This is a genomic window from Pseudomonas sp. TH07 (genome assembly GCF_016651285.1).
In the GTDB taxonomy this organism is placed as follows: Bacteria; Pseudomonadota; Gammaproteobacteria; order Pseudomonadales; family Pseudomonadaceae; genus Aquipseudomonas.
Window position 1 is genome coordinate 4,594,213 of the sequence record NZ_JAEKED010000001.1, and the last position, 24,924, is coordinate 4,619,136.

At 63.1% G+C, this 24,924-nt stretch carries 10 protein-coding genes; 8 read left to right on the forward strand and 2 right to left on the reverse strand.

Annotated features, from left to right (window positions below; all coding sequences use genetic code 11):
* Positions 1 to 6 precede the first annotated feature (6 nt).
* The 8 genes from JFU57_RS21400 (at position 7) to lapD (ending at position 8,349) form a co-directional block, all read left to right on the forward strand.
* Positions 7 to 1,641 (forward strand): methyl-accepting chemotaxis protein, encoded by a 1,635-nt coding sequence (locus tag JFU57_RS21400; RefSeq protein ID WP_201130697.1) that lies wholly within the window; start codon positions 7 to 9, stop codon positions 1,639 to 1,641.
* A gap of 11 nt (positions 1,642 to 1,652) precedes the next feature.
* Entirely contained in the window at positions 1,653 to 2,171 is a 519-nt protein-coding gene (locus tag JFU57_RS21405; RefSeq protein WP_201130698.1) for a chemotaxis protein CheW, read from the forward strand.
* On the forward strand, positions 2,161 to 2,985 hold the full coding sequence (locus JFU57_RS21410; protein WP_078471346.1) for a CheR family methyltransferase: 825 nt from the start codon (positions 2,161 to 2,163) through the stop codon (positions 2,983 to 2,985). The genes JFU57_RS21405 and JFU57_RS21410 overlap by 11 nt, the downstream gene beginning before the upstream one ends.
* On the forward strand, positions 2,982 to 3,473 hold the full coding sequence (locus tag JFU57_RS21415; protein WP_020294529.1) for a chemotaxis protein CheD: 492 nt from the start codon (positions 2,982 to 2,984) through the stop codon (positions 3,471 to 3,473). The genes JFU57_RS21410 and JFU57_RS21415 overlap by 4 nt, the downstream gene beginning before the upstream one ends.
* Positions 3,470 to 4,522 carry a chemotaxis-specific protein-glutamate methyltransferase CheB gene (locus JFU57_RS21420; RefSeq protein ID WP_201130699.1) on the forward strand — a complete coding sequence of 351 codons (1,053 nt, stop codon included), beginning with the start codon at positions 3,470 to 3,472 and terminating at the stop codon, positions 4,520 to 4,522. Before JFU57_RS21415 ends, JFU57_RS21420 begins: the two co-directional genes overlap by 4 nt.
* Before the next feature lie 249 nt (positions 4,523 to 4,771).
* Positions 4,772 to 5,428, forward strand: a complete 657-nt coding sequence (locus tag JFU57_RS21425) for a response regulator transcription factor (protein ID WP_043228240.1) — start codon at positions 4,772 to 4,774, stop codon at positions 5,426 to 5,428.
* 246 nt (positions 5,429 to 5,674) lie between these two features.
* Positions 5,675 to 6,391, forward strand: a complete 717-nt coding sequence (gene lapG, locus JFU57_RS21430; RefSeq protein WP_020294526.1) for a cysteine protease LapG — start codon at positions 5,675 to 5,677, stop codon at positions 6,389 to 6,391.
* Between the two features lie 11 nt (positions 6,392 to 6,402).
* Positions 6,403 to 8,349, forward strand: coding sequence for a cyclic di-GMP receptor LapD (gene lapD / locus JFU57_RS21435; RefSeq protein WP_078471344.1), 1,947 nt, complete (start codon positions 6,403 to 6,405; stop codon positions 8,347 to 8,349).
* Positions 8,350 to 8,404: 55 nt separating this feature from the next.
* Here the strand turns inward: lapD and JFU57_RS21440 are convergent, their stop codons facing one another.
* Both JFU57_RS21440 and JFU57_RS21445 read right to left on the reverse strand, forming a co-directional pair.
* Positions 8,405 to 8,743, reverse strand: coding sequence for a tryptophan synthase subunit beta (locus tag JFU57_RS21440; protein ID WP_078471343.1), 339 nt, complete (start codon positions 8,741 to 8,743; stop codon positions 8,405 to 8,407).
* Positions 8,744 to 8,867: 124 nt separating this feature from the next.
* Entirely contained in the window at positions 8,868 to 24,767 is a 15,900-nt protein-coding gene (locus JFU57_RS21445) for a retention module-containing protein (protein WP_201130700.1), read from the reverse strand.
* Positions 24,768 to 24,924 lie beyond the last annotated feature (157 nt).

Below are 24,924 nucleotides of genomic sequence, written 5' to 3' on the forward strand. Positions count from 1 at the left end.
AACACCATGCAGTTCATTCGCAACATGAAGATAGGCATCCGGTTGACCTTGGGGTTCCTGGTGGTGGTGGCCTTGACCGCCGCCATCGGGTTTATCGGCATCCGCAACCTGGAGCAGGTCAATGACTTGTCCGACCGGATGTACGAGCTGGACGTCACCGGCCTGAGCCAGTTGCAGGAGGCCAATATCCAACTGATCACTGCCGGGCGCTCGATGCGCCACAGTCTGTTGGCCACCAGCCAGGCCGGGCGCGAGCAGGCCGCCAGTCAGGCGCGTGCCGCCCTGGAACAGACCGCGAGCCTGATCGCCAAGGCCCGCACCAGCTTTATCACCAAGGAAGGCCAGGCCAAGATCGACCAGCTGCAAGGCCCGCTCAAGGAGTACCAGGAGCTGGTGCAGCAGGTGCTGGGCATGCATCAGCAATCCGGGCAGTTGCAGGAGACCAGCGACATCACCGACCTGCTGCCCAAGGCTGTGGTCAGTGGCGACGCGGTGGACCAGATGATCGGCCAGGTGACCCGGCACAAGCAGGAGCGGGCCAGCGAAGCCAACCAGCAGATCAGCGACATTGCCGCCAACTCCCGGGTGCAGATGATCTCGCTGGTGGCGGTGGCCACCTTGATGGGCATGCTGATCGGGGTGTTGGTCACCCGCAGCATCACCCGTCCGCTCAACGGCGCAGTGGCGGCGGCCAACCGCATGGCCGCCGGCGACCTGAGCCAGGATCTGGCAGTCACCAGCAAGGATGAAACCGGGCAATTGCTCAGCGCCATGCAGAACATGACCCTGCGCCTGCGCAGCATCCTCGGCGATGTGCGCAGCGCAGCCGATGCGTTGTCTTCGGCGTCGGAGCAAGTCAGCTCGACTTCGCAATCCCTGAGCCAGGCCGCCAACGAGCAGGCGGCCAGCGTCGAGCAGACCAGTGCCTCGGTGGAGCAGATGTCGGCCTCCATCACCCAGAACACCGAGAGCGCCAAGATCACCGACGGCATTGCCGGCAAGGCCGCCAACGATGCGGTGCAGGGCGGTGGCGCGGTGAGCGACACGGTGCTGGCGATGAAGCAGATTGCCGACAAGATCAGCATCATCGACGACATCGCCTACCAGACCAATCTGCTGGCGCTCAACGCCGCCATCGAAGCGGCCCGCGCCGGTGACCATGGCAAGGGCTTCGCGGTGGTTGCCGCCGAGGTGCGCAAACTCGCCGAGCGCAGCCAGGTCGCGGCCCAGGAGATCGGCCAGGTGGCCAGCAGCAGCGTGCACCTGGCGGAACAGGCCGGGCGCCTGCTGGGGGAGATCGTGCCCAATATCCAGCGCACCTCGGACCTGGTGCAGGAAATCACCGCTGCCTCCCAGGAGCAGAACGGCGCGGCCGGGCAGATCAACATTGCCATGGGCCAGATGAACCAGATCACCCAGCAGAACGCCGCGGCCTCGGAAGAGCTGGCCGCCACCGCCGAAGAAATGAACGCCCAGGCCGGGCAATTGCAGGAGTTGATCGGCTTCTTCCGCTTCGAGCAGGACGCCCTCGGTGCCCAGCGCCCTCAAGCCCGTGGCCCGGAGCCTTTCAAGAGTGCGCCGGCAAGCTGGAGCAAAAGCAGGACGGCGGTCGATGAAGGCCAGTTCGTCAGCTTCAACTGAGTGACCTGCCCATGACCTCACTGCACTCCAGCGCTGTCGCGGACAGCGCCCTGGCCACCCGGATCCAGCACCTGTCGTTTCGCGTGCGCGAGGCGGCCTATGCCTTGCCCATCGAACTGGTGCGGGAAATCATCGAATACGCCCATGTCACCGCGGTACCGATGATGCCGGCTTTTATCCATGGCGTGATCAACCTGCGCGGCAACGTGGTGCCGGTGCTCGACCTGGCCGCGCGCTTTGGTTTCGAGCTGACCCGGCCGGACAATCGCACCTGCATCGTGATCATCGAGCTGGCCCTGGGCGAGAGCGTGCAACGCATCGGTCTGGTGGTGGACGCGGTGGACGCGGTGCTGGATATCGACCCGTCCCAAGTGGTGCCGGCACCGCCGTTCGGTGTTGGCATCCGCACTGATTTCATCGCCGGCATGGCCCGGGGCGAAGAGGGCTTCACCATCATCCTGGCGATCGCCCAGGTGCTGTCCCTCGACGACATTTCCCAACTGAGCCTTGCGGTGCTCAATGGCCGCTGAGCCCGTGCCGGGCCTGCGGCTGCCGGAGTTGGCCGACAGCCAGTTTCGCCTGCTGCAACGCCTGATGCTCGAGGCTTCGGGCATCGCCCTGGCGGCCAATAAGCGGCCGCTGGTGGCCGGGCGCCTGATGAAGCGCCTGCGCCATTACCAGTTGCCGGGCTACGAGCAGTACCTGCAGTTGCTGGAGCAGCCGCAACACCTGGCCGAGCGCCGGCTGGTGGTGGACCTGCTGACCACCAACGAGACCTACTTCTTTCGCGAACCGGCGCATTTCGCTTTTTTTGGCCAGTGGCTGGCCAAGCGCAAAGGCGCGCTGCGGATCTGGAGCGCGGCCTGTTCCTCCGGTGAAGAGCCCTACAGCCTGGCGATGGCGGTCAGTGAGCACGGGACCACCCAGGACTGGTCGATCCTGGCCAGCGACCTGAGCCTGAGCATGCTGGAACGCGCCGCCAGCGGTATCTACGACCTGGCCCAGGCCCGGCATTTCCCCGAGGGCTGGCTGCACCGTTATTGCCTGAATGGCGTCGGGGCCATGCACGGGCGCTTTCGGGTCCAGGCCGCGCTGCGCCAGCGGGTCAGCCTGCGCGAGGTGAATCTGGTACAGCCCCTGCCCGAGGGCGTGGGGCCGTTCGAGGTGATCTTCCTGCGCAATGTGCTGATCTATTTCGACAACGACGAGAAGCAGCGCATCGTACGCCGCCTGGTGGAGCAACTGGTGCCCGGCGGCCTGTTGTTTATCGGCCACGCCGAAAGCATTCATGGCTTCGGCCTGCCGCTGCGCCTGCTCAGTCCTTCGGTGTACCAGCATTTATGAAACCGGCCTTGTTCCTCAACCCTGGCGAGTATTTCTTCGGCCGTCACGAGGGCACCGTCAGCACCCTGCTCGGCAGTTGCGTGTCGGTGGTCCTGTGGCACCCGCGCTGGCGCCTGCTGGCGGTCTCGCACTACCTGCTGCCGAGCGATCCGCAGGCGCGCAACGGCCTCGACACGCGCTACGGCGAGGCGGTGTTCAAGCGTATCCATGCCGATATGCTGCGCCACGGCACGCGCCCCTGCGAGTACCGCAAGGGGCTGTTCGGCGGTGGCAGCCTGGTGCGCTTCGAACCGGCGGGCGGGCGCAAGGTCGGCCACAGCAACAGCGCCTTCGCCCGGGAGCAATTCAGCCTGCGCAACTGGTCGCTCGATTACTGCGACCTCAATGGCGAGCACTACCGGCGCCTGCAGGTCGACGGCCGCAGCGGCGTCGTGGCCTGCCAGCGCAATGCCTCGGGCGCGCTGCCGGCACGGGCGGGTGGGCGGTGATCAAGGTGTTTATCGTCGATGATTCGGCCTTGGTGCGTCAGGTCCTCAGCACCTGCCTGGGCAACCACCCGGGGATCGAGGTGATCGGCCTGGCCGCCGACCCGCTGTACGCCATCGACAAGATGCGCCGCGACTGGCCGGACGTGCTGATCCTCGATATCGAGATGCCGCGCATGGATGGCCTGACGTTTTTGCGGAAGATCATGAGCGAGCGCCCGACCCCGACCATCATCTGCTCGACCCTCACCGAGCAGGGCAACAGTGTCGCGGTCGAGGCCCTGGCTGCCGGCGCGGTCGGGGTGTTCACCAAGGCCCAGCTGGGGCTCAAGCAAAGCCTGGAGCAACTGGCCAGCGAGCTGATCCGCAAGGTCGAGGAGGGCGCCCGCAGTCGTCCCCGGGTCTTGCCCAGCGCTCCTCGGGTGGCGCCGCCAAGCCCCGCCGTGGCGCCCATCAGCCTGTTGCGCACCACCGAACGCATCGTCGCCCTGGGCTGTTCCACCGGCGGCACCCAGGCCCTGGAGTTTGTCTTGCGCCAGTTGCCGCGTGACTGTCCCGGGATTGTGATCGTTCAACATATGCCGGAGAAGTTCACCGCCGATTTTGCCCGGCGTCTGAACAGCCTGTGTCAGATCGAAGTACGCGAGGCCAGGCACCTGGATCGCGTGCACGATGGCCTGGCGCTGCTGGCGCCAGGTGGCCTGCACATGCAGCTCAAGCGTAGCGGGGCGCATTACCAGGTCGAGGTGCTCGACGGGCCGCCGGTCAACCGGCACAAGCCCGCGGTGGATGTGTTGTTCCGCTCGGTGGCGCGGCAGGCCGGGCCCAACAGCCTGGGGATCATCATGACCGGGATGGGCGACGACGGCGCGCGGGGCTTGCTCGCCATGCGCGAAAATGGCGCCCATACCGTGGCCCAGGACGAGGCCAGCTGCGTGATTTTCGGCATGCCCAGGGAGGCCATTCGCATGGGCGCCGCGCAACAGGTCGAACCGTTGTCCCATGTGCCGAAACTGATCCAGCAATTCGCCGGCAGCCCGCGCCACACCTGAGGCTGGCCTGGCCGGGTGCGGCCCCCCGCGCGGATAACCGGGCGGCGCAGCGGGATCATCGACGACGCCTGGGTCGCCGCGCTCGGCCTGGCCGGTGTGTTGCATTGCACAGCGGTCAGGGGCGCAGGCTGGCCCACTGCCTGACCCCGGCTTTGGCAGTCTGCAATTCATCAAGGCGATCACGCCGGCTATAAAAATACTGCAACGCCTTGGCGTTGTGCCCTTATCCATGTGACTGGGCTGAAGCCTATGCTGTGTCGAATTTTGCTTGCCAACGATTACCCGGTGGTCCGTGCCGGAATGAGGGCCTTGCTGGAGAAGAAAACCGAATATGAAGTCATCGCCGAAGCCGGCGACAGCCACAGCGCCATCGAGCTGGCCTCACGCCTGTTGCCGGAAATCGTGCTGCTGGACCTGGTCCTGGAGCGCCACGCCTGTATCGACCTGCTGAAGACCTTGTCCCTGAGTTCGCCTGCCAGCCGGGTGCTGGTGCTGTCGATGCACACCGACAGTCCCTTCGTCATGCAGTGCCTGCAACTGGGGGCCCACGGCTACCTGCTGCGCAGTGCCAGCGTGATCGAGCTGGAGCTGGCCCTGGAGACCCTGCGCCAGGCCGGGCAGTACCTGTCCTCGGCGGTGGTGCCCCTGGTGATCAACCACGCCATCAAGCGCCAGCATGAACCCAGCCTCAAGGCGCCGAACAAGGTGCTCACGGCGCGCCAGCTGGAGATCCTGCGCCTGATCGCCCGGGGCGAAAGCACGCGCAATATCGCCCAGGGCCTGGGCTTGAGCGTGAAGACCATCGAGGCCCATCGCTCGCAGATGATGCATCGCCTGCGGATCCACGATATCGCCGGGCTGGTGATGTTTGCCGTGCGCAAGGGCATCGTCCAGCTCAACGATTAGCCGTCGCGGCAAGCCGTCACCCGACAATGGCCAGCGCACCTCCCCTGTAGCCGCTGCCGCAGGCTGTGCTGGCCCGTCCAAATAACCCACCTTACTCGGCGTTCATGCCAGCCAGCGCAGCCTCGTGCCTCGGCAGCGGCTACAGGGTGTTTTGCTGGGGCGGTGAGGGGGCGGACCGTTGGCGGAAGTGATTTCACTGTGCCATTGTTTTTTGCCCGGCATACCCGCAACATGGCCGCACCTTCAATGCTGCAAGCTTGGATAATCGCAGTGGCGATACGCTTTAAACTCCCTCGGATCCTGTATGGTCTTGCCATCGCCCTGTTACTGGGTGGCAGCCTGCTGGGCGACTTGCTTGCCGATTGGGATTTCAGCCAGATCAGCCGCCGCGCCGAGGCGCTCTATGGGCCGCTGGGCCCGGGGCGGCAACGGATCGATGCCTGGCAGCAACTGCTCGCGACGCAGAAACAGGTCAGCGAGACGGAGCAACTCAAGGTGGTCAACCTGTTCTTCAACCGTCAACTGCGCTACGAGGAAGACATCGACCTGTGGCACGAGACGGATTACTGGGCCACGCCCATCCAGTCCCTGTGGAAAGGGGCCGGCGACTGTGAAGACTACGCCATCGCCAAGTATTTCAGCCTGCGCCACCTTGGTGTCGCGGCCGACAAGTTGCGCATCACCTACGTCAAGGCCTTGCGCCAGAACCGCGCGCATATGGTCCTGACCTATTATTCCAGCCCCGAAGCCATGCCTCTGGTGCTGGACAGCCTGATGGACCCCATTCTGCCCGCCAGCCAGCGCCCCGACCTGCTGCCCGTCTACGCCTTCAACGGCGAGGGGCTGTGGTTGACGGGGGCGGCGGGCAACAAGAAAGTCGGTGACACCAAGCGCCTGTCGCGTTGGCAGGATGTCTTGAAGAAAATGACCGCCGAAGGGTTTCCGGCCAGTTCGGATAATTAACAGGAGCCACGATGTCACTGTTCAAACAATTGCTGATCGCTATCTGTGTGTTTCTCGTGGTCGCGTTCAGCGGTAGCTTCATGGTCAGCCTGGAAAGTTCACGGGCGCAGTACGTCAATCAGTTGCGCTCCCACGCCCAGGACGCGGCCACCGCGCTGGCGCTGTCGCTGACGCCGAACATCGATGACCCGGCGATGACCGAGTTGATGGTCAGCTCGATTTTCGACAGCGGCTACTACGCCAGCATCCGTGTGATCGACCTGAGCAATAACCAGGTGCTGGTGGAGCGTGCCGCCGAGCCGGATGCCAGTGGCGTGCCGGCCTGGTTCGTGAACATGATCGGCCTCGCGCCGGCGGGCGGCGATGCCATCGTCAGCCGAGGCTGGCAGCAGGCCGCCCGGGTCGAGGTGGTCAGCCACCCGATGTTCGCCCTGGCCAAGCTCTGGCAGAGCGCATTGGGCAGCCTGGGCTGGCTGCTGGTCTGCGGCGCCCTGAGCGCGGTCCTGGGGGCCTTGCTGCTGCGCCGTCAGCTCAAGCCGCTGGACTATATGGTCGAGCAGTCCCATGCCATCGCCCGGCGCGAGTTTCTCAGCCTGCCCGACCTGCCGCGCACCCCCGAGTTGCGCCGGGTGGTACAGGCCATGAACCAGATGGTGGAGAAGCTCAAGGCGTTGTTCATCGAACAGACCGAGCGCAGCGAGAAGCTGCGGGTGGAGTCTTACCAGGACAGCCTGACCGGGTTGGCCAACCGACGTTATTTCGAAATGCAGCTGCACTCCCGGGTCAGCAACCAGGAGGAGGCCAGCTCCGGCTACCTGCTGATGTTGCGGGTCAATGACCTGGCCGGCCTCAACCAGCGCCTGGGCGGCCAACGCACCGACCAGTTGCTGCAGGCGGTGGGCCAGCAACTGGTGCGGACCTGCGCCAAGTACCCGGAAACCCACAACCTGATCACCCGCAGCCGTGGCGGCGAGTTCGCGGTGCTGGCACCCGGCCTGGTGCGCGACGAAGCGCTGCAACTGGCCCAGGAACTGGAAAGCACCCTGCAGAGCCTGCGCGAAACCGGCGCCACCGATATGCCGATCGTGGCTCACATCGGGCTTGCGCCCTACAACCCGGGCGATGCCTCGGCGGACCTGCTGAAGCTGGCCGATCAAGCCCTGACCCAGGCCGAAGGCAGTGGCGAGCAGAGCTGGGTGTGCCTGGAGCACAGCACCCCGGGCACGGTCAGCGATGACTCCCACAGCTGGCATACCCTGCTGGATGCGGCGCTGGACCAAGGGCGCTTCCAGTTGTTTTTCCAACCGGTGGTCAGCAGCAGCGACACCCATCAGGTGCTGCACTACAAGGTCCTGTCACGGCTGCTGGACAACCAGGGCCAGGCCATTGCCGCCGGCCGCTTCCTGCCGTGGATGGAACGCTTCGGCTGGTCGACGCGGCTTGACCGACTGATGCTGGAGCTGGTGCTCAAGCATCTGGCGCACCACGACCAAGCCCTGGCCCTGAACCTCTCGGCCGCCACCCTGAATGACCCGCAGGCCCTGGAGCGGGTGTTCGAGCTGCTGGCCCAGCACCCGGCACTGGGGCCACGCCTGACCCTGGAAATCGGCGAAGAACAAGTGCCCGAGCAAGCCCAACTGGAGCACCTGAACCGGCGGATCCACAGCCTGGGCTACAGCCTCAGCCTGCAGCGCTTCGGTGGCCGTTTCAGCATGATCGGCAACCTTGCGCACCTGGGCCTGGCCTACCTGAAAATCGACGGCAGCTACATCCGCGCCATCGACCAGGAAAGCCACAAGCGTCTGTTTATCGAAGCCATCCAGCGCGCCGCCCACAGCATTGACCTGCCGCTGATTGCCGAGCGCGTGGAAACCGAGGGTGAATTGCGGGTGATCCGCGAGATGGGCATAGAAGGGGTGCAAGGCCAGCTGTTCGGTGAACCAGCGCCCTGGAAGTGAAGCCTTGAAGGTCACGCCTCCTTGACGGGCAAGCCGTGAAGGAGGCGCGAGGCAATCAGATCAAACCGGTTTCGTCATCGTCGATCAGATGATTCAACCCGCCCAGCGCCGTCCGTGCCTGGGTCCGATCCATCAACTTGGCCTGGGCCGCTGGCGGCAGGTCAGTGACGCGGATCACGCCTTTGCTGGTCAGCACCTGGATCAAGTCATCAAGTACCCGAATCATCTCAAGGTCACTGTGCTTGAGCTGCTTGAGGCTGGTCTCGATCACGTCATTGGCAAACCACGACTGGATCTCATGGTGGTCAGCCGGCAGCGTCTCGGTGGCTTCGGCATAGGCCACCGCCTCGACGCGCACCAGTGCGCCTTGTTGATCACGTTGCACGTAGAACATCAGCGTTCTCCCAATAAAAAAATCCCTGCGGGCGCTGCACGCAGCACCCGCAGAGATTACACACATTTGCCCGAGGCTGATGCCAACCGGTCGCCAGTCCCGAAAGATTGGCGACCCCTGGCGATCAGTCGTGGTGCTTGACGGTCAGGTCACCACCGGCGATCAGGTTGTTGATCGCGCTGCTGCCACTGCCCCAGCTGGCGCCCTCGACCTTGATCGTGACGTCCGCAGTGCCGCCGCCATTGGCGGTGAACGACCCGGTGCTGCTGACTTGCAGGGTTGAAGTCCCCGACGAGTCGGTGGTCAGCTTCAGGTAGCTGGACAGGTTGTTGTCGTTATTGCCTTGCAGCAGGTCGGACAGGTCCAGCTTGTCGCCCTCGGAGTGCTTGAAGTCAGTGATGACGTCGTTGCCGGTATCCCCTTTGAGCCAGACGAAGGTATCGGCCCCTGCGCCGCCGGAGAGGATGTCATCACCCTTGCCGCCGACCAGGATGTCGTTGCCCGCGCCGCCATAGAGCTTGTCGTTGCCGCCCTGGCCGAACAGGATGTCGTCGCCGGCATTGCCGATCAGGGTGTCAGCGCCGTCCTTGGTGCCGTAGATGTTCGAGGCACTGGCCAGCGCACCGACGTCAGCGACGTGCTCGGTGATGAACTGATGCAGGGCACGGTCGTCGATCTGATCCACCGGCTTGGACAGTTGGTCAGCTGCAAATTGCTTGAGTGCGGAACCGCCCTCGAGGTTTTTGTAGCTGATCAGGTCACCGAACAGAATGTCGTTGCCCGAGCCGCCGTTGATGGTGTCGGCGCCGGCATCGGCGGTGTGGCCGGTGATGGCGTCGGTCAGCTTGGCGGTGTCGATGGTGGTGACGACTTTGTCGGTGTCGAACTGCTGCAGCACGCTTTTGTTGATGTCGGAGCCCAGGCCGATGGCTTCCACCACGACTTTGTCGGTGACCGCGTTGGACAGGTCGTTATAGGCCGTCTTGGCCAGGTTGAGCGCCGTGTTGCCACCGCTGGCATACCCGGCGATGTCGAAGCCGCCGTTGCTGCCGGCCACCACATAACCCTCAAAGGTCTGCGTACCGCGGTAGTCATACGAGTAGACCTTGCCATCGGCATCGACAATGACCTGGGTGCTGCCATTGATCGTTGCGGTGACCACGATGCCTTTGTTCAGGGCATAGGTCGAGTTGTTGACCTTGTCATCGAAGTAGACGTTGTTGCCACCGCCCCAGTACCGGGTCGTGCCCAGGTTCGCGTCGCCATACGTCGCGTTGTAGATGTTCGGCGCGCCATCGGTAATGAAGTACGTCAGGTTTTTTGCGCCCGCGTTGCTGGTGGCTTCGCTGCTCTTGAACCAGGCCGCCGCACTGTTGAACGCATCCTGATAGTTGGTCAGGTCGTTCGGGTTCGACGACATCTGGTTCAGCACCGCCTGCAGGGCAGCCTTGGCGGCAGCCTGGTCGGCGAGGTTGACCGAGACCTGGGCCTCGACCTTGGTATCGAAGTCGATCAGCAGCACCTTGACGATGCCGGAGTCGCTTTTGTTGGCATTGCTGATCAAGGTGTCGAACAGGGTCGAGAGCTGGGTCTTGATCGAGTTCATGGACTTGTCGCCGATACTGCCCGAGGTGTCGACGATAAACGCGATGTTGTAGTTGCTGCCCGGGGTGACGATGCCGCCTTTGTCGCCCACCACCATGTTGTTGACGTTGGAGCTGCTCAGGTTGATGACATCGTCGCTGCCGCCGCCTTCGGTAATCACGTAGGGCTGTGGCGCCACGGTGATGGTGCTGGTGGCCACGTTCGAGTTCAGGCTGTCGGCACCGGCGTTGTCCTTGACCGAGATCTCGATGGTGCGATCGCCGGTGGTTGGGTACTTGCTGCCGTTGGAGAACTGGAACGACTCGATCAGCGTCTTGTAGCTGCTCGAATCGGCCGCGCCCGACAGGGTCAGCACAATTTTACCGCTGGTGTCGGTGCCGACCTTGGTCACGGTGATGCCGTTGTAAGTGCCACCAACGTTGACCAGGCTCGAGGTGAGCTGATCGCCCACGCTGGCATTCTTCAGGGTGATGGTCGCGCTTTGCATCTGGCTGTTGTCGACATCGGCGATGTTGACGCTGCCGGTAATCGCCACGCCGCCGCTCGCACGCTCGGTGAGGGCGCCGTTGTAGCCGGTTTTGGTTGCGCCGTCAGCAGTGTTGAGGTCCAGGGTCGGCGCGTCGTTGACCGGGGTCACGGTAATGGCGCCGCCAACGGCTGGCGAGGTCAACGGGTTGCTGCCATCGGCGTTGCCGCTGTCGGTGGCGGTGTAGGTGAAGTTCGCCGTGCCGTTGAAGTTCAGGTTCGGCTTGAAGTACAGCGTCGCCTCGCCGTTGGTTGCGTTGATGGTGCCGGTGAACGGCTTGGTCATCGCGGCGTCGGTGAAGAACGTACCGTTGGTAGGGGTGCTGACGGTGAACGACTTGACGTTGGCCAGGCCGTCGACATCGGTGGCGCTCAACTTGACGGCGATCCCCGAGGTCGGGTCTTCGGCACCGGTCGCCGTGGTCGCAATGGCCACAGGCGCATCGTTGACCGGGGTCACGGTAATAGCACCGCCGACCGCTGGCGAGGTCAGTGGGTTGCTGCCATCGGCGTTGCCGCTGTCGGTGGCGGTGTAAGTGAAGTTCGCCGTGCCGTTGAAGTTCAGGTTCGGCTTGAAGTACAGCGTGGCCTCGCCATTGGTCGCGTTGATGCTGCCGGTGAACGGCTTGGTCATCGCGGCGTCGGTGAAGAACGTACCGTTGGTAGGCGTGCTGACGGTGAAGGACTTGACGTTGGCCAGGCCATCCACATCGGTCGCGCTCAACTTGACGGCGATCCCCGAGGTCGGATCTTCGGCACCGGTCGCGGTGGTGGCGATGGCCACAGGCGCATCGTTGACCGGGGTCACGGTGATGCTGCCGCCAACGGCTGGGGAGGTCAGCGGGTTGCTGCCGTCCGCATTGCCACTGTCGGTCGCGGTGTAGGTGAAGTTCGCCGTGCCGTTGAAATTCAGGTTTGGCTTGAAGTACAGCGTCGCCTCGCCGTTGGTGGCGTTAATGCTGCCGGTGAACGGTTTGGTCATTGCGGCGTCGGTGAAGAACGTACCGTTGGTAGGCGTACCCACAGTGAACGACTTGACGTTGGCCAGGCCGTCGACATCGGTGGCGCTCAACTTGACCGGGATACCCGAGGTCGGGTCTTCGGCACCGGTCGCGGTCGTTGCGATAGCCACAGGTGCGTCATTGACCGGGGTCACGGTGATGGTGCCACCGACCGCAGGCGAGGTCAGTACACCACTGCCATCAGCGTTGCCGCTGTCGGTCGCGGTGTAAGTGAAGTTCGCCGTGCCGTTGAAGTTCAGGTTCGGCTTGAAGTACAGGGTCGCCGAACCGTTGCTGGCATCGATGCTGCCAGTGAACGGCTTGGTCATCGCCGCATCGGTGAAGAAGGTGCCGTTGGTAGGCGTGCTGACGGTGAAGGATTTGACGTTAGCCAGACCATCCACATCGGTCGCGCTCAACTTGACTTCGATACCCGAACTCGGGTCTTCAGCACCCGTTGCGGTGGTGGCAATGGCCACCGGTGCATCGTTGACCGGGGTCACGGTAATGCTGCCGCCAACCGGTGCCGAGGTCAGTACGCCGCTGCCGTCAGCGTTGCCGCTGTCGGTGGCGGTGTAGGTGAAGTTGGCCGTGCCGTTGAAGTTCAGGTTCGGCTTGAAGTACAGCGTGGCTTCGCCGTTGGTGGCGTTGATGGAGCCAGTGAATGGCTTGGTCATCGCGGCGTCGGTGAAGAATGTACCGTTGCTTGGCGTGCCCACCGTGAACGACTTGACGTTGGCCAGGCCATCCACATCGGTTGCGCTCAACTTGACTTCGATACCCGAAGACGGATCTTCAGTACCGGTCGCCGTGGTCGCAATGGCCACTGGCGCATCGTTGACCGGGGTCACGGTGATGGTGCCGCCGACCGCAGGCGAGGTCAGTACGCCGCTGCCATCAGCGTTGCCGCTGTCGGTAGCGGTGTAGGTGAAGTTGGCGGTGCCGTTGAAGTTCAGGTTCGGCTTGAAGTACAGCGTGGCCTCGCCGTTGGTCGCGTTGACAGTGCCAGTGAAGGCCTTGGTCATCGCGGCATCGGTGAAGAACGTACCGTTGGTAGGCGTGCTGACCGCGAAGGATTTGACGTTGGCCAAACCATCGACATCGGTGGCGCTCAACTTGACGGCGATGCCCGAGGTCGGGTCTTCGGCACCGGTTGCGGTGGTGGCGATGGCCACCGGTGCATCATTAACCGGGGTCACGGTGATGGTGCCGCCGACCGCAGGCGAGGTCAGTACGCCGCTGCCGTCAGCGTTGCCGCTGTCGGTCGCGGTGTAGGTGAAGCTCGCCGTGCCGTTGAAATTCAGATTCGGCTTGAAGTACAGCGTGGCCTCGCCGTTGCTGGCGTTGATGGTGCCAGTGAACGCCTGGGTCATCGCCGCGTCGGTGAAGAAGGTACCGTTGGTAGGCGTGCTGACGGTGAAGGATTTGACGTTAGCCAGACCGTCCACATCGGTGGCGCTCAACTTGACTTCGATACCCGAAGACGGATCTTCAGCACCGGTCGCGGTGGTGGCGATGGCCACAGGTGCGTCGTTGACCGGGGTCACGGTGATGCTGCCGCCTACCGGTGCCGAGGTCAGTGGGTTGCTGCCGTCCGCGTTGCCGCTGTCGGTGGCGGTGTAAGTGAAGTTGGCGGTGCCGTTGAAGTTCAAGTTTGGCTTGAAGTACAGGGTCGCCGAACCGTTGCTGGCATCGATGCTGCCAGTGAACGGCTTGGTCATCGCCGCATCGGTGAAGAAGGTGCCATTGGTAGGCGTGCTGACGGTGAACGACTTGACGTTAGCCAGGCCATCCACATCGGTCGCGCTCAGCTTGACGGCAATGCCCGACGTCGGGTCTTCGGCACCGGTCGCCGTGGTCGCAATGGCCACTGGCGCATCATTGACCGGGGTCACAGTGATGGTGCCGCCGACCGCAGGCGAAGTCAGTGGGTTGCTGCCGTCCGCGTTGCCGCTGTCGGTCGCGGTGTAGGTGAAGCTCGCCGTGCCGTTGAAGTTCAGGTTCGGCTTGAAGTACAGCGTCGCCTCGCCATTGGTGGCGTTGATGCTACCGGTAAACGGTTTGGTCATCGCCGCGTCGGTGAAGAAGGTGCCATTGCTTGGCGTACCGACCGTGAACGACTTGACGTTGGCCAGGCCATCCACATCCGTGGCGCTCAACTTGACTTCGATACCCGAAGCCGGGTCTTCAGCACCCGTTGCGGTGGTCGCGATAGCCACCGGTGCATCGTTGACCGGAGTCACGGTGATGCTGCCGCCAACCGCTGCCGAGGTCAGCGGGTTGCTGCCGTCCGCATTGCCGCTGTCGGTCGCGGTGTAGGTGAAGCTGGCAGTACCGTTGAAGTTCAGGTTCGGCTTGAAGTACAGCGTGGCCTCGCCATTGGTCGCGTTGATGCTACCGGTAAACGGTTTGGTCATCGCCGCATCGGTGAAGAACGTGCCGTTGGTAGGCGTGCCGACGGTGAACGACTTGACGTTGGCCAGGCCATCCACATCGGTCGCGCTCAACTTGACTGGAATACCCGAGGTCGGGTCTTCGGCACCGGTCGCCGTGGTCGCAATGGCCACTGGCGCATCGTTGACCGGGGTCACGGTGATGCTGCCGCCAACCGCTGGCGAGGTCAGTGGGTTGCTGCCGTCCGCATTGCCGCTGTCGGTGGCGGTGTAGGTGAAGTTCGCCGTGCCGTTGAAGTTCAGGTTCGGCTTGAAGTACAGCGTCGCCTCGCCATTGGTGGCGTTGATGGTGCCGGTGAACGGCTTGGTCATCGCGGCGTCGGTGAAGAACGAACCGTTGCTTGGCGTGCCCACGGTGAACGACTTGACGTTGGCCAGGCCGTCGACATCGGTCGCGCTCAACTTGACCGGGATACCCGAAGTCGGGTCTTCCGCGCCGGTCGCGGTGGTGGCGATGGCCACAGGGGCATCGTTGACCGGGGTCACGGTGATGCTGCCGCCGACCGGTGCCGAGGTCAGCGGGTTGCTACCGTCGGCGTTGCCGCTGTCGGTAGCGGTGTAGGTGAAGTTGGCGGTGCCGTTGAAGTTCAGGTTCGGCTTGAAGTACAGCGTCGCCTCACCGTTGTTGGCGTTGATGGTGCCGGTAAAGGGCTTGGTCATCGCCGCGTCGGTGAAGAATGTGCCGTTGCTTGGCGTACCGACCGTGAACGACTTGACGTTGCTCAGGCCATCCACGTCGGTAGCGGAGAGCTTGACTGCAATGCCCACGGTCGTGTCTTCGGCACCGGTCGCGGTGGTCGCGATCGCTACAGGCGCGTCGTTGACCGCCGTGACCACGATGCTCACTTTGCCGGTGGTGACTTCTTCAACCTGGGTGCTCAGCTCTTTGGACGTGGCGGTCACGGTCAGGTCGAAGCTGGCGGTGGCGTCCTTGGCCGGGGTCACGGTCAGGGTGCCCAGGTTCCAGTTGCTGACATCGTACTGGGTGGTCGCACCGGTCGAGGTGTAGCTGTGGCCGGTGGTGCCGTCGGTGATCACGGTGCCTTTTGGCAAGCCGCTGATTTCCACCTTGTGGGATTCCGAGCCATCGTTGTCGACGAAGGTGGTGGTGATCGGGCTGACCTTGATGCTGCTGTCTTCCAGGCCGTGGTTGTACACGTAGCCGGTGTAATAGCCTTCGCCATTGACCACGTGGGCGTCGTTGAACACCGCGCCGGCGTCTTTCAGCGCCTCGAGGCTGGTGTAGGTCTGCACGCCGCTGCTGCCCAGCGCCATCGAAGGACCGTTGTCGATCGAGACGTTGACGTTGTAGTTGCCCGGACCGTTCTGGTTGTAGTGGTAGACGTCGAGGGTGTAGTAGCCCGACTCGGACGGAACGAACGGGGTCGCGTTGATCCCGGCGCCGTGGCTCCAGGTCTCGGTGGAGACCAGTTTGCCGCCCACGGTGACCGCCAGGCTGTCATCGGCAGTGCCGGTGAAGCTGTAGCTCTTGCCGGCTTCCAGGTAAATCAGGCCGGACACCTTGGTCGCGGTGAACTGGGACACATCGCCATTGCTTACGTTGCTGATTACGCCAGTGGAGGTGGCGCTGTCAGCGGTCTTGGCGTTGATGACCCGGATCAGGTCGCTGGATTGAGCGACGCCACTGCCGTCCCGGCCCAGTGCATCCGGCAGGTTCTGGCCGTTCCAGGTCTGAATGATCAGGCCGGTAGGCACGTTGCCATATTGGCCGATGGTCACCACCGGCACGTCGGTCACCGGGTGGATATCCACGGTGATGGTCTTGGTGTCGCTGTAGGCGCTGCCGTCGGTGGCCTGGAACTTCAGTTCGGTGTAGTCACCCTGTTTGTTGCCGACGCCGCTGGTGCCGAAACTGTTATCGCCCGACTCGTTGGCTGCGGGGGTGTAGCGCACGTTGTGACTGTCGAAGTCGGCCTGGCTGAAGGCCTTGCCGGCTGAAGTGTCGGTTTTCAGGTCGGCTGCGGTGAGCGTGACCCAGGCACCGTCGACTTTGTATTCAATGGAGCCGTTTGGCAGGCTGGTGAAGACCACTTTCGGGTCTGTCGAGTCGATGTCCTGGACGCCAAAGGTGTTCCAGCTCAGCTCGATCGAGGTGTCTTCATTACCGGCGATGGCGCCATCGACTGCGGTCGGCGCGTCGTTGACCGGGGTCACAGTGATGACACCGCCCACCGCTGTCGATGTCAGCGGGTTGCTGCCATCGGCGTTGCCGCTGTCGGTGGCGGTGTAGGTGAAGTTCACCTGGCCGTTGAAGTTGGCGTCCGGCTTGAAGTACAGGGTGGCCGAACCGTTGTTCGCCGCGATGCTGCCAGTAAAGGCCTGGGTCATCGCCGCATCGGTGTAGAAGGTGCCATGGGCCGGTGCGCTGACGTTGAACGAAGCAACGTTGGCGATGCCATCGACGTCGGTGGCATTGAGGTGGACTTCAATGCCGCCCACTTGATCTTCGGCGCCGGTGGCGCTGGTAGCGATGGCCACTGGCGCATCGTTGACCGGGGTGACGGTGATGGTGCCGCCGACCGCAGCCGAGGTCAGCACGCCGCTGCCGTCAGCGTTGCCGCTGTCAGTGGCGGTGTAGGTGAAGTTCACCTGGCCGTTGAAGTTGGTATCCGGCTTGAAGTACAGGGTCGCTGCACCGTTGTTCGCGGCAATGCTGCCGGTGAAGGCCTGGGTCATTGCAGCGTCGGTGTAGAAGGTGCCGTGGGTTGGCGCACTGACGTTGAACGAGGCGACGTTGGTGATGCCGTCGACATCGGTGGCGCTCAGCTTGACTTCGATGCCGGTCGCTTGATCTTCCGCACCGGTGGCGCTGGTGGCGATGGCCACTGGAGCGTCGTTGACCGGGGTCACGGTGATGGTGCCGCCGACCGCAGGGGAGGTCAGTACGCCACTGCCATCAGCGTTGCCGCTGTCGGTGGCGGTGTAGGTGAAGTTCACCTGGCCATTGAAGTTGGCGTCCGGCTTGAAGTACAGGGTCGCTGCGCCGTTGTTGGCTGCGATGCTGCCAGTGAAGGCCTGGGTCATCGCCGCGTCGGTGTAGAAGGTGCCATGGGCCGGTGCGCTGACGTTGAACGAAGCAACGTTGGCCAGACCATCGACGTCGGTGGCGTTGAGGTGAACCTGGATGCCACCCACTTGGTCTTCGGCGCCGGTGGCGCTGGTGGCGATGGCCACAGGAGCATCGTTCACCGGGGTGACGGTGATCACGCCGCCCACGGCAGGCGAAGTCAGTACGCCGCTGCCATCAGCGTTGCCGCTGTCGGTGGCGGTGTAGGTGAAGTTCACCTGGCCGTTGAAGTTGGCGTCAGGCTTGAAGTACAGAGTCGCCGAACCGTTGTTGGCTGCAATGCTGCCTGTGAAGGCTTGAGTCATGGCGGCGTCGGTGTAGAAGGTGCCATGGGTTGGCGCGCTGACGTTGAACGAAGCAACGTTGGCAAGGCCATCGACATCGGTGGCATTGAGGTGGACTTCGATGCCGTCCACCTGGTCTTCAGCACCGCTTGCAGTGGTGGCGATGGCGACTGGAGCGTCGTTGACCGGGGTGACGGTGATCACGCCGCCCACGGCAGGCGAGGTCAACACGCCACTGCCATCGGCATTGCCGCTGTCGGTGGCGGTGTAGGTGAAGTTCACCTGGCCGTTGAAGTTGGCGTCCGGCTTGAAGTACAGAGTCGCTGTACCGTTATTGGCTGCGACGCTGCCGGTAAAGGCCTGGGTCATCGCGGCATCGGTGTAGAACGTACCGTTGTTCGGTGCGCTGACGTTGAACGAAGCAACGTTGGCGATGCCATCGACATCGGTGGCATTGAGGTGGACTTCAATGCCGCCCACTTGGTCTTCAGCACCGGTGGCGCTGGTCGCGATGGCGACCGGCGCATCGTTGACTGGCGTGACGGTGATGGTGCCGCCGACCGCAGGGGAGGTCAGTACACCGCTGCCATCGGCATTGCCGCTGTCAGTGGCGGTGTAGGTGAAATTCACCTGGCCGTTGAAGTTGGCGTCCGGCTTGAAGTACAGAGTCGCCGAACCGTTGCTCGCCGCGATGCTGCCGGTAAAGGCCTGGGTCATCGCCGCGTCGGTGTAGAAGGTGCCGTTGTTCGGCGTGCTGACGTTGAACGAAGCAACGTTGGCAAGGCCATCGACGTCGGTGGCATTGAGGTGGACTTCGATGCCGCCCACCTGGTCTTCCTGGCCCACAGCCGTAGTGGCGATGGCCACCGGTGCGTCGTTGACCGCTGCCACGGTGATGCTGCCGTTGACCGCAGGCGAAGTCAGCGGGTTGCTGCCATCGGCATTGCCGCTGTCGGTGGCGGTGTAGGTGAAGTTCACCTGGCCGTTGAAGTTGGCGTCCGGCTTGAAGTACAGGGTGGCTGCGCCATTGCTGGCCGCAACGCTGCCGGTGAAGACCTGGGTCATCGCCGCGTCGGTGTAGAAGGTGCCGTTGTTCGGCGTGCTGACGTTGAACGAAGCAACGTTGGCAATGCCATCGACATCGGTGGCGGACAGATGGACTTCGATGCCCGTTGGCTGGTCTTCGGTCCCTGCAGCGGTGGTGGCGATGGCCACCGGCGCGTCATTGACCGCAATCACGTTGATTGGCAGGTTGATCGACTCGGACTTCGGATCGGCTGTGCCGTCCTGCGCCGTGGCGGTGACGGTGAGGTTGACCACGCCATTGGCGTTCGGCGCCGGGTTGTAGACCAGGGTCGTCTTGTTCCAGGTGCTGATGTCGACGCTTTGATTGCCCGCCGTCGCGGTAAAGGTGTGGACGCCATCGGTGATGGTCGAGTTCACCGGTACGCCGCTGATTTCCAGCTTGAGCGACTCGGAGCCGTCCTTGTCGGTGGCATAGGCGTCGATGGTCGACAGCTTGATCGCATGGTCTTCCAGACCCACGTTCAGCACCTGGGTGACGTTGATGTTGTCCATCACGCCGCCCAGCGAGTTGTTGGTGTCGCCGGCCGGAGCCTTGAACTCGAGCTTGGCATCACCGTCGGTGGTGACCGGTACCACGAAGGTGTAGGTCTTCATGCCAACGGTGGTGGTGTCCAGGGTGCCGACTTTGACGCCGCCCCAGAACACGTCGATCACCGAGTTGTTTTCAGCGCCGGCACGCGGCGAGTAATCAACCGAGATGCTGTAAGCCGTGCCTGCTTCGGCCTTGATGATGGTGTACAGGCTGGCATCGTCGCCGGCGTCTTTCTCCAGCTCGATGACCTTGCTGTTGCCTGGGGTCTCGACCCCGTAAATGCTGCTTTGGCCGATTTCGACCTTGCCATCGGCGTTGCCGGTGAGCCACTGGGTAGTCGGGCCGCCATTGCCGGCCGCGTTGTTGGCGTCGCCTACGGCAATCGTGCCCCAGGAACCGTTGAGGTTGGCGCTGTCGAAGTTGATCGAGGTTACGCTGCCGCCGCCGATCAGGCCCAGGTGCGGGGTGTCGGTAACCGGGTTGACAGTAATGTCGGCGGTGGTCACTGGGCTCGGTTTGCCGTCATTGTCCACGGCAGTGAAAGTCAGATGGGTGCTGCCACTCCAGTCGCCAGTCGGGTCGAAGTACACCGCGGCCTTGCCGTCGGCGCCAGCCGGCACCGAATCGCCCACTTTGAGCTCGGTGGTCAGGGTCGCGTCGCTGTACAGCTTGCCGTTCTCCGGCAGGGCGGTGATGACGAACTTGGCGACGGTGCCGTCCACATCGCTGCCGCTCAATACGATGGTGGCCGCATGGTCTTCGTCGGTGGTGGTGGCCGCAGCCGACGCCGTCGGGGCATCGTTGACCAGGTCGATAGTGACCTTGCCGGTGGCGGTGCCGGTTTCCGGTTTTTCAACGGCCGGGTTGCTGCCGCCGTTGTCGGTCACTTCGATGGTCACGCCACGATCAGTGCCCACCGGGTTGTTGCCCGGGCTCTGGAAGGTGATGGCTTCAACCAGCTTGATGAAGTCGGCGGCGCTGCTGCCGGTTTTCGCATCGCTGGTGAGGGTGTAGACGACTTTGCCGTCGGCGGCGCTGCCGCTTTGGGTGATGGTGATCCCGGCAACCGCCAGCGCCTTGAGGGCGTCGGCATTGCTCAGCAGGTCGCCCACCGCCAGATGATCGACCGTGACCACGACTTTGCTGAAGGTGGTGTTGTCGACGTCATTGATGGTCAGGTTTTCGACCAGGGCCACCGGGTCTTTCTGCTCGGTGAAGGTGGTGCTGCTGAACTCCACTTTAGGCGCGTCGTTCACCGCGGTTATGGTGATCACGCCGCCGACCGCAGGGGAGGTCAGTACACCGCTGCCATCGGCATTGCCGCTGTCGGTGGCGGTGTAGGTGAAGTTCACCTGGCCGTTGAAGTTGGCGTCAGGCTTGAAGTACAGGGTCGCCGTGCCGTTGTTGGCTGCGATGCTGCCGGTGAAGGCCTGAGTCATTGCGGCGTCGGTGTAGAACGTACCGTTGTTCGGCGCGCTGACGTTGAACGAGGCGACGTTGTCGATGCCATCGACATCGGTGGCATTGAGGTGGACTTCGATGCCGCTGGTTTGATCTTCCTCACCGCTCGCGCTGGTGGCGATGGCCACTGGAGCGTCGTTCACTGGCGTGACGGTGATTACGCCGCCCACGGCAGGCGAGGTCAGTACGCCGCTGCCATCAGCGTTGCCGCTGTCGGTAGCGGTGTAAGTGAAGTTCACTTGGCCGTTGAAGTTGGTGTCCGGCTTGAAGTACAGGGTTGCCGAGCCATTGTTCGCTGCAATGCTGCCGGTAAAGGCCTGAGTCATTGCGGCATCGGTGTAGAACGTACCGTTGTTCGGTGTAGTGACATTGAACGACGCGACGTTGTCGATGCCGTCGACATCGGTGGCGTTGAGGTGGACTTCGATGCCGCCTACTTGATCCTCAGCACCGGTGGCGCTGGTAGCAATGGCCACTGGAGCGTCGTTGACCGGAGTGACGGTGATCACGCCGCCTACGGCAGGCGAAGTCAGTACACCGCTGCCATCGGCATTGCCGCTGTCGGTGGCGGTGTAAGTGAAGTTCACTTGGCCGTTGAAGTTGGTGTCCGGCTTGAAGTACAGCGTCGCCGCACCGTTGTTGGCTGCGATGCTGCCGGTAAAGACCTGGGTCATCGCGGCATCGGTGTAGAACGTGCCGTTGTTTGGCGTAGTGACATTGAACGAGGCAACGTTGTCGATGCCGTCGATATCGGTGGCCGACAGATGGACTTCAATCCCGCCCACCTGGTCTTCGGCACCGGTGGCGCTGGTGGCGATGGCGACTGGCGCGTCGTTGACCGCATTCACGGTGATCACACCGTCTACCGCCGGTGAGGTCAGCACACCGCTGCCATCGGCATTGCCGCTGTCAGTGGCGGTGTAGGTGAAGTTCACCTGGCCGTTGAAGTTGGCGTCCGGCTTGAAGTACAGGGTCGCCGAGCCGTTGTTGGCGGCGATGCTGCCGGTGAAGACTTGGGTCATCGCCGCGTCGGTGTAGAACGTACCGTTGTTCGGCGTGGTGACGTTGAACGAGGCAACGTTGTCGATGCCGTCGACGTCAGTGGCCGAGAGATGGACTTCGATACCGGTAGTCTGGTCTTCATCGCCGGTGGCGCTGGTGGCAGTCGCTACTGGAGCGTCGTTGACCGGGGTCACGGTGATCACGCCGCCAACCGCAGGCGAAGTCAGTACGCCGCTGCCGTCAGCATTGCCACTGTCAGTGGCGGTGTAAGTGAAGTTCACCTGGCCATTGAAGTTGGCGTCCGGCTTGAAGTACAGGGTCGCCGTGCCGTTGTTGGCAGCAATGCTGCCGGTAAAGGCCTGAGTCATCGCCGCGTCGGTGTAGAACGTACCGTTGTTCGGCGCGGTGACATTGAACGAGGCAACGTTGTCGATGCCATCGATATCGGTGGCATTGAGGTGGACTTCAATGCCGCCCACTTGATCTTCAGCACCGCTGGCACTGGTAGCGATAGCGACGGGCGCGTCGTTCACCGGGGTCACGGTGATGGTGCCGTCGACGGCTGGCGAGGTCAGCACGCCGCTGCCATCAGCGTTGCCGCTGTCGGTGGCGGTGTAGGTGAAGTTCACCTGGCCGTTGAAGTTGGCATCCGGCTTGAAGTACAGGGTCGCCGTGCCGTTGTTGGCGGCAATGCTGCCCGTGAAGGCTTGAGTCATTGCGGCGTCGGTGTAGAAGGTGCCGTTGTTCGGCGTGCTGACGTTGAACGAGGCAACGTTGGCCAGGCCATCGACATCGGTGGCATTAAGGTGGACTTCGATGCCGCCCACTTGATCTTCAGCGCCAGTGGCATTGGTAGCAATGGCTACTGGAGCGTCATTCACCGGGGTCACGGTGATCACGCCGCCGACGGCAGGCGAAGTCAGTACGCCGCTGCCGTCAGCGTTGCCGCTGTCGGTGGCGGTGTAAGTGAAATTCACCTGGCCGTTGAAGTTGGCGTCCGGCTTGAAGTACAGAGTCGCCGCGCCATTATTGGCCGCAACGCTGCCGGTGAAGACCTGGGTCATCGCCGCGTCGGTGTAGAAGGTGCCGTTGTTCGGTGCGCTGACGTTGAACGACGCGACGTTGTCGATGCCGTCGATATCGGTGGCCGACAGATGGACCTCAATACCGCCCACCTGGTCTTCGGTACCGGTGGCGCTGGTGGCGATGGCGACTGGCGCGTCGTTGACCGCATTCACGGTAATCACGCCGCCGACCGCAGGGGAGGTCAGCACGCCGCTGCCGTCAGCATTGCCGCTGTCGGTGGCGGTGTAAGTGAAGTTCACCTGGCCGTTGAAGTTGGTATCCGGCTTGAAGTACAGGGTCGCGGCGCCGTTGTTGGCGGCGATGCTGCCGGTGAAGACCTGGGTCATCGCCGCGTCGGTGTAGAACGTACCGTTGTTGGGCGCAGTGACATTGAACGAGGCGACGTTGCCGATGCCGTCGACATCAGTGGCCGACAGATGGACCTCGATGCCGGTGGCCTGGTCTTCATCGCCGGTGGCGCTGGTGGCGATGGCGATTGGCGCGTCGTTGACCGGGGTGACGGTCAGGTCCAGGGTGCTGCTCGAACCGGTGTTGGTGGTGTAGCCGATTTGCGGCACATCACCGTTGTAGTCTTTGACCGGGGTGAAGGTGTAGTCGCCATTGGCGGCGATGCTGATGCTGCCGACGCCCGCGATGGTGGCGATCTGGCCCGCGTTATAGGTGGCACTGCCCACGTTGAAGGTGGCCACGCTCAAGGTGTTGTCGATGTCGCTGTCGTTGGTCAGGACGTTGCCATAGGCAATGCCGTCCTCGGCAATGGTCTGGCGGTCGGCAACCAGCACGCTCGGGTCGTCGACGGCGACCACGGTGGTTTCGGCCGCCTTGGGGTTGATGGCCAGGTCTTCGTAGTTGCCGCCGGTGGCGCCGGTGATGGTGGTGCTGAGGTGCAGGTCTTTGCCGTCGGCCAGGTTGGCGGGCGTATCGACGCTGACGGTGCCGGTGGTATCACCGGCTTTGATGGTGATGGTGGTGTTGTTCGACAGGGTGATGGTGACGTCAGTCTGCGCCGCGTTGGTCACGGTGGCGGTGTAGGTGATTTTGTCGCCTTCATCGACCGACGCATTCGCGCTCAACGACACGGTGGTGGTGTCGATGGTGTCGGTGATCTGGGTCACGGCCGGAGCCGGATCGGTGGTGATGATCAGGTTGCCGCCGCCGGAGGTGCCGGCAATGGTGGCCGAGACCGTCGAAGCATCCAGATAAGGCGTGTCGTTGCTGGCATAGGTCACGTTCAGCACGCCAGCGGTCTGGCCGGCTGCGATTACCACGGACAGGCCGTTGGACAGCGTCACGGTCAGGTCGCTGGTGGGCGCCTGGGTGATGAATACGGTGTAGGAGATGACCCCGCCGGCTTCAGTAATAGTCGGCGTGGCGGTCAGGGTAATGGTGACGTCGCGCGGGGTGCTGCCGTTATTGTCGATGTTGCCGACAGTGAAATCGTTGCCGATGGCCGCCGCGGCGTTCAGGCCGGTGGTCGGGTAGCCGATGGTAGGGTCGACTTCGCCTGCGGTGGCTTCGAGCAGGATAAAGCTGTGGCCGCCGCCGGCGGCACCGTCTCCACCTGCGGCGGTTGGGCCGGCAGCGGTGGCTTCGAGGTCTTGGGTCGGGTCGGCACCGGCAGCGATGGCTTGCTGCAGTTCGGCGACCGAAGGGGCGGCCTGGGCGGTGGCTTCACTCAGGTTGGTCGTGGAGTCAGGAGCGTTAGCGCTCCACTGACTGTCGCGACCCAGATCGAGAACGCGGCCATCGGCCAGCTCCAGCGACACGGCGCCTTCAGGTCCGGTCTGGACTTGTTCCCCGGCAAACAGACGATCCCCTTCTACCAGCAGACGGCGAATCCCTTCTGGGGACACTGCGAATACTTGACCGACAATGCTTTTGACGACGGCAACGCTGCTCATTAAAGGACTCTCCGTGTATTACCGTGTGGGTATCCATCATGCCGACCGGCTTTTTTCGTTAGTGCCGATTCAATTGCTGGAGTACGTTTGATTCTAAGAATTAATATTGGCGTCAATAATTTGTTGAGATGTTGACTAAATTACTTTTCCGTCAAGG

Coding starts and splice junctions, on each gene's coding strand:
- JFU57_RS21440 (WP_078471343.1), bottom strand. CDS start 8,743: ATGTTCTACGTGCAACGTGATCAACAAGGCGCACTGGTGCGCGTCGAG.
- JFU57_RS21400 (WP_201130697.1), top strand. CDS start 7: ATGCAGTTCATTCGCAACATGAAGATAGGCATCCGGTTGACCTTGGGG.
- JFU57_RS21445 (WP_201130700.1), bottom strand. CDS start 24,767: ATGAGCAGCGTTGCCGTCGTCAAAAGCATTGTCGGTCAAGTATTCGCA.
- lapD (WP_078471344.1), top strand. CDS start 6,403: ATGTCACTGTTCAAACAATTGCTGATCGCTATCTGTGTGTTTCTCGTG.
- lapG (WP_020294526.1), top strand. CDS start 5,675: ATGCTGCAAGCTTGGATAATCGCAGTGGCGATACGCTTTAAACTCCCT.
- JFU57_RS21405 (WP_201130698.1), top strand. CDS start 1,653: ATGACCTCACTGCACTCCAGCGCTGTCGCGGACAGCGCCCTGGCCACC.
- JFU57_RS21410 (WP_078471346.1), top strand. CDS start 2,161: ATGGCCGCTGAGCCCGTGCCGGGCCTGCGGCTGCCGGAGTTGGCCGAC.
- JFU57_RS21425 (WP_043228240.1), top strand. CDS start 4,772: ATGCTGTGTCGAATTTTGCTTGCCAACGATTACCCGGTGGTCCGTGCC.
- JFU57_RS21415 (WP_020294529.1), top strand. CDS start 2,982: ATGAAACCGGCCTTGTTCCTCAACCCTGGCGAGTATTTCTTCGGCCGT.